General features: G+C 60.5%; 3 protein-coding genes and 3 tRNA genes. 4 read left to right on the forward strand and 2 right to left on the reverse strand.

The features are described from left to right. Window positions 1-262: 262 nt before the first annotated feature. The 3 genes from HMPREF3036_RS06900 (at window position 263) to HMPREF3036_RS06910 (ending at window position 1,278) form a co-directional block, all read left to right on the forward strand. The gene (locus HMPREF3036_RS06900) at window positions 263-667 is read left to right on the forward strand and encodes a zinc ribbon domain-containing protein (RefSeq protein ID WP_062332899.1); all 405 of its coding nucleotides are present in this window, start codon (window positions 263-265) and stop codon (window positions 665-667) included. A 173-nt stretch (window positions 668-840) separates the two neighbouring features. Continuing rightward, a tRNA-Arg gene (locus tag HMPREF3036_RS06905) sits at window positions 841-917 on the forward strand. Window positions 918-1,186: 269 nt separating this feature from the next. Beyond that, window positions 1,187-1,278: transfer RNA gene (locus tag HMPREF3036_RS06910), tRNA-Ser, on the forward strand. An 847-nt stretch (window positions 1,279-2,125) separates the two neighbouring features. Here HMPREF3036_RS06910 and HMPREF3036_RS06920 read toward each other — a convergent pair. Together HMPREF3036_RS06920 and HMPREF3036_RS06925 are read right to left on the reverse strand one after the other, a co-directional pair. Continuing rightward, window positions 2,126-2,200, reverse strand: a tRNA-Gly gene (locus HMPREF3036_RS06920). A 72-nt stretch (window positions 2,201-2,272) separates the two neighbouring features. Then, complete coding sequence (locus HMPREF3036_RS06925; RefSeq protein ID WP_038006025.1) at window positions 2,273-2,893, reverse strand: NUDIX domain-containing protein; 621 nt, start codon at window positions 2,891-2,893, stop codon at window positions 2,273-2,275. Between the two features lie 123 nt (window positions 2,894-3,016). On the opposite strand from HMPREF3036_RS06925, the gene HMPREF3036_RS06930 reads away from it, so the two are divergent. Next, window positions 3,017-4,207, forward strand: coding sequence for an NAD(P)/FAD-dependent oxidoreductase (locus HMPREF3036_RS06930; RefSeq protein ID WP_062332902.1), 1,191 nt, complete (start codon window positions 3,017-3,019; stop codon window positions 4,205-4,207). The last annotated feature ends 170 nt before the right edge of the window (window positions 4,208-4,377 follow it).

The raw sequence follows: 4,377 nt of genomic DNA on the forward strand, positions 1-4,377 counted from the left end.
CATCTAGTTGTATAGATTATTTTCTAACTATTCCGAAAAGCAAATCGCCGTACTTCAGCGCCAGCTCTGCCGCAACAAGGAAGCTCGTCAAAAGCTTGCCAAGTTGGGCAAGGCAAACCCGTTCGACAAGCGGGAGCCCAGCCGCAAGCGCAGAAGACTGAAGGCGAAGATTCAGAATCACCATCGTTGTATCCGCAACATTCGTCGGGACTTCATGCTTTAGACGGCTCACACCATCGCACAGAATTACGGAGGGGTGGCCATGGAAGATCTGAAGCTGAAGAACATGACGAAGTCGGCCAAAGGCACGGTTGAGGAGCCTGGCAAAAACGTGAGGCAGAAGACGAGCTTGAACCGGTCTCTGGCGCGCGTTGCGCCCTACGCGATGAGAATGGCCATCCACTGGGCTGTATTCAAGGCCAATGGACGACTCATTCTCGTCGATCCGAAATACACGAGCCAGACCTGCCCAATCTGCGGATGCACGAGTTCGTCAAATCGACCTTCGCAGGCGCATTTCGGTTGTCAGAAATGCGGGTACACTGCGAATGCCGACGTCGTGGGGGCAACCAATGTCCTCAAGAAGAGCCGGACAGGCTCAGTTCGCCCGTGTAGTGAGCTTGGCAACAAGACAGCAACGGGAACCGTCCTTTTCGTCGCGTCTTGACGCGAAGTGAAGAGGAATCCCGCGTATTTATACGCCGGGAGGATGTCAATTCCGTTCATCCGCCTCCCATGGAGCCTCCGAAAACGGATTGAACGCCCAAAACGCAGAAACATTTTGTTGCATACGCGATTTTGCATTTTCCCAAAACCTCTGTATCATTCAAATCCTCGAGTGCGGTAGTAGCTCAGTTGGATAGAGTATCTGGCTACGAACCAGAGGGTCGTGGGTTCGAATCCTGCCTACCGCACCACCTAATTAAGAAGCCGTCGATGCAAAAGCATCGGCGGCTTTATCTTTGTCGGGCAACCGTTTTCAGGGCGTCCGGCGATTGCAGGCGGCCTTGGAGGGAAGCGTCGGACTTTTTTTAAGTTTTTTTTGCTTTTTCCCTTTTGGCATGCTATGCTTTCACTCCTGATGTTCGAGGGTCGACGGAAATGACTAATCCGATCCGACGGCAGATACAAGAACATCCCGCCTGTGATACGCATCGACCGCGATCGCATGCGGAAGGATTTCTGCGGAGAAGTGGCAGAGAGGTCGAATGCACACCCCTGCTAAGGGTGCAGGTCCGAATAAGGGCCTCGGGGGTTCGAATCCCCCCTTCTCCGCCAGTTTCTGAACAGGGCTCTGGACTAAGTTCCGAGCCCTGTTTTTTTTCATGAAAAAGATGAGAGCAAAGCACGCAAAAACCCTTGCGGCCCGAAGTCGCATCATGAAAGATTCGCAGGAACCAAGCCCTCATCACCACACCGAGATCTGCGTCGCACCCGTATCTCTTCATGAGCTGATCTGATTGTCTGGCGATGCACCTGCTCCTTGCTTTTCATCATAGAGGGTGATGAACGGTTTGTCATCATGTCCATTTTTTACGCGTGTCACGTTCGCGAATGGGCGGCTCTCCACCATCCACCAATTTGATCCTGCAGCTGCCGCAACATGGCGACAGCTTTTCAATTGCCACCACGGCACGGGCGCCATTCGTCAGGCAGCCAAACCTCGTCGGTGAATCGGGAGAGTTTCGATATAGCCGAGCCTTGTTCCGGGGCGTAGGTTTGTTTGTCAAGACCTGCGTACAACAGGTTAAGCCAAGCCGCCACGACGCGTCGCTCCCAAAGTTCGTGCTTGACGAATTGCCCCGTCAGCAGATCGTGCTGCGTAGGCTTGAGCTTCTTTGTCGATACGACTTTCACCAACAAGTCGTATTCGTCAAGCGGAACCGCACACGAGTATCGCGGAAAGCTTTTGTCCTTCCCCTGCCCTTCGGCATGGCTCGTGCGGCTTTCCACTCAGGTGTGGCACGCATCTGCAGAACACGATCCAATCCTCCGCCCATGACGGCGTTCTGAGGCTGACTGCGAAGCTCAAACTCTTCCGCAACCGACGGCGCTCTTGATCTCCCGACAAGAGCGCAGAAAACAAAAAAGCCCCGCGGGCCGACTGCCTGCGAGGCGATTTTCATGGAGCGGGTGAAGGGAGTCGAACCCTCGTCTCCAGCTTGGAAGGCTGGGGTAATAGCCGTTATACGACACCCGCTTCGAGAGTTTTGGAATCTTACCACAGAGCCCGTCGAATTGCCAAACACCCGAGCCCTGCGGACCGTGCGCCTCAGGCGCTGCGCGAGGCGAGAAGGCGTTCGAGCCAGAAGAGGCCGACGATGGTCTTGACGTCCGTGATGCGGCCGTCGGCGCACATGTCGAGCGCCTCCTTCAGATCGACGCGGACAACCTCGAGATGCTCGCCCTCGTCAAGGGCCTGCGTGCCCCAGGAGAGGTCCTCGGCCAGAAACACGACGATGCGTTCATTGGAATAACCGATCGCGTTGTTGAGTTCGCCGAGTCGCGTCCAGCGCGCTGCGTGAATGCCGCACTCCTCGACGAGCTCGCGCTTCGCGCAGTCGAGCTCGGCCTCGCCCTGATCGAGCTTGCCCGCAGGAATCTCCCAGAAGGCCCTGCGCAGCGGATGGCGCCACTGGCGTTCGAGGACGATCGTGCCGTCAGCTCCCAGGGCGATCATGCCGGCCGCGCCGCCGTGGCGCAGGCCGAAGCGGCGGCTCGGACGTCCGTCGGGAAGGACGACGTCCTCCTCGACCACCTTGATGAAGCGGCCGTCGAGGAGCACGCGCTCGGCGACGGACGTTTCGGTGAGCGGATCGTTCTCTCGCTCGGCGCGGGGAACGGGAGCCTCAAGCTTCGGATAGGGGCACTCGGCGGTCGTATGTTCGGTCATGGCGGATGTTCCGGAAAAAAGCGGTTCCTTCAGTATATGCCAGCCGTACGTGCGGGGGAGGCCCATACCGGCGGACTGGGCTACAATGACCGATTCCTTTTTTCCCAAAAAAAATACCAGTACATGCACGCCGCAGTCGTTGGAGCGGGCCTCACGGGCCTGCAGACCGCCCTGTCCCTCGTCAGAAAAGGTGCCGACGTCACCGTCATCGAAGCCCAGCGCGCGCCCTGCCAGGGCGCGAGCTACTGTGCGGGCGCCGTTCTCGGCGACCCCGCACCCGCGCCGATCGCACGTCCGGCAGGACGTCTTGCGCGCCTCAAGGCGCTCGCCTCGAACACCTCGGAACTCGTCTACGGCAGCGGCGCGGCCGTTCGCCACCCGAGCTTCATCTCCGCCATGACCGCATGCCGCGAGCCCGCGCGATGCGAGGCGAGGGACGCGCTCGCCGCGGAGCTCTCCGAGGCCTCGACGTCGATGCTCAGGGCCGAGGCGCAGGAGCACGGCTTCATTCTTCAGGAAAGCGCGGGCACGATCATCGTCTCGCCCGAGGCCGGCGAAGCGTCCCCCGCGACGCTTGAGGACGTCACCGCCATCGAGCCCTCGCTCTATGCGGCCACGGACGTCGGGAGCTTCTCATTCTCGCGCGCGACCACCTGGTCCGTGAGCTACTACGCCAAGCAGCTCAGGGAACACCTCGCCGAAGCGGGAGTGAAGATCCTCTGCAGCAGGAAGGCGACGGGCCTCATCTCCGACAACGGCCGCATCTGCGGCGTGGCGGCGGACGAGCCCGTCAGGACCGACGCCGTCGTCGTCGCCTGCGGCACGGGCGCCCTTGAAATTCTTCCCGAACATGCCTACGGCGGCGTGCCGCTTGCGCCCGTCACCCGCTCCGTGCTCAACGTGAGCCTCTCGGGCGACGCCTGCGTGATGCGCCATGCCGTGAGGACGCCCGAGGGACGCATCGCACTGCCGCTCGACACGTTCGTGCGCATCATGGGCCGCTGGCATCTCGGCGCCCAGGAGCACTGCCCCGTCGACAAGGAGTACAAGGCGCTCTGGGAAATGGGCGTGAAGCTCTTCCCCGCCGCCACCGACTGGTCTCAGGGGCGCTATCTCTCGCACACCGTGCTCTCGAGCCCCGACGGCCTGCCCGTCGCAGGCGCCTCCGGCATGCCGGGGCTGCACCTGAGCATTGCGGGCGGCATCCACGGCGCCGACTTCTGCACGGCCGTGGCGGACGTCGTCTCCGACGGCGTCCTCGGACGCGAGAACCCCTTCTCCGAACGCCTCTCCTGGCGGCGATTCGGCGGTTGACTTCCTCCTCCGTCCTAAAGGGCGGGGATTCCTTGGGCCACGCGATCGCGTGGCTTGAGGATGGCTCCCATTGATGGCATCGAGTCCTCCGGCCGAAAGCCTTGCTCCCCAATACTCACTACATGGGCGATGTGCTTTTTGTTGTGTGCACTCGGGCCTGTCCGGCCCTT

It is taken from the genome of Sutterella sp. KLE1602, from assembly GCF_001578585.1.
Lineage (GTDB): Bacteria > Pseudomonadota > Gammaproteobacteria > Burkholderiales > Burkholderiaceae_F > Sutterella > Sutterella wadsworthensis_A.

What these genes read in the sequence shown, in the direction of transcription:
- HMPREF3036_RS06900 (WP_062332899.1), top strand. Translation starts at nt 263, where the DNA reads ATGGAAGATCTGAAGCTGAAGAACATGACGAAGTCGGCCAAAGGCACG.
- HMPREF3036_RS06925 (WP_038006025.1), bottom strand. Translation starts at nt 2,893, where the DNA reads ATGACCGAACATACGACCGCCGAGTGCCCCTATCCGAAGCTTGAGGCT.
- HMPREF3036_RS06930 (WP_062332902.1), top strand. Translation starts at nt 3,017, where the DNA reads ATGCACGCCGCAGTCGTTGGAGCGGGCCTCACGGGCCTGCAGACCGCC.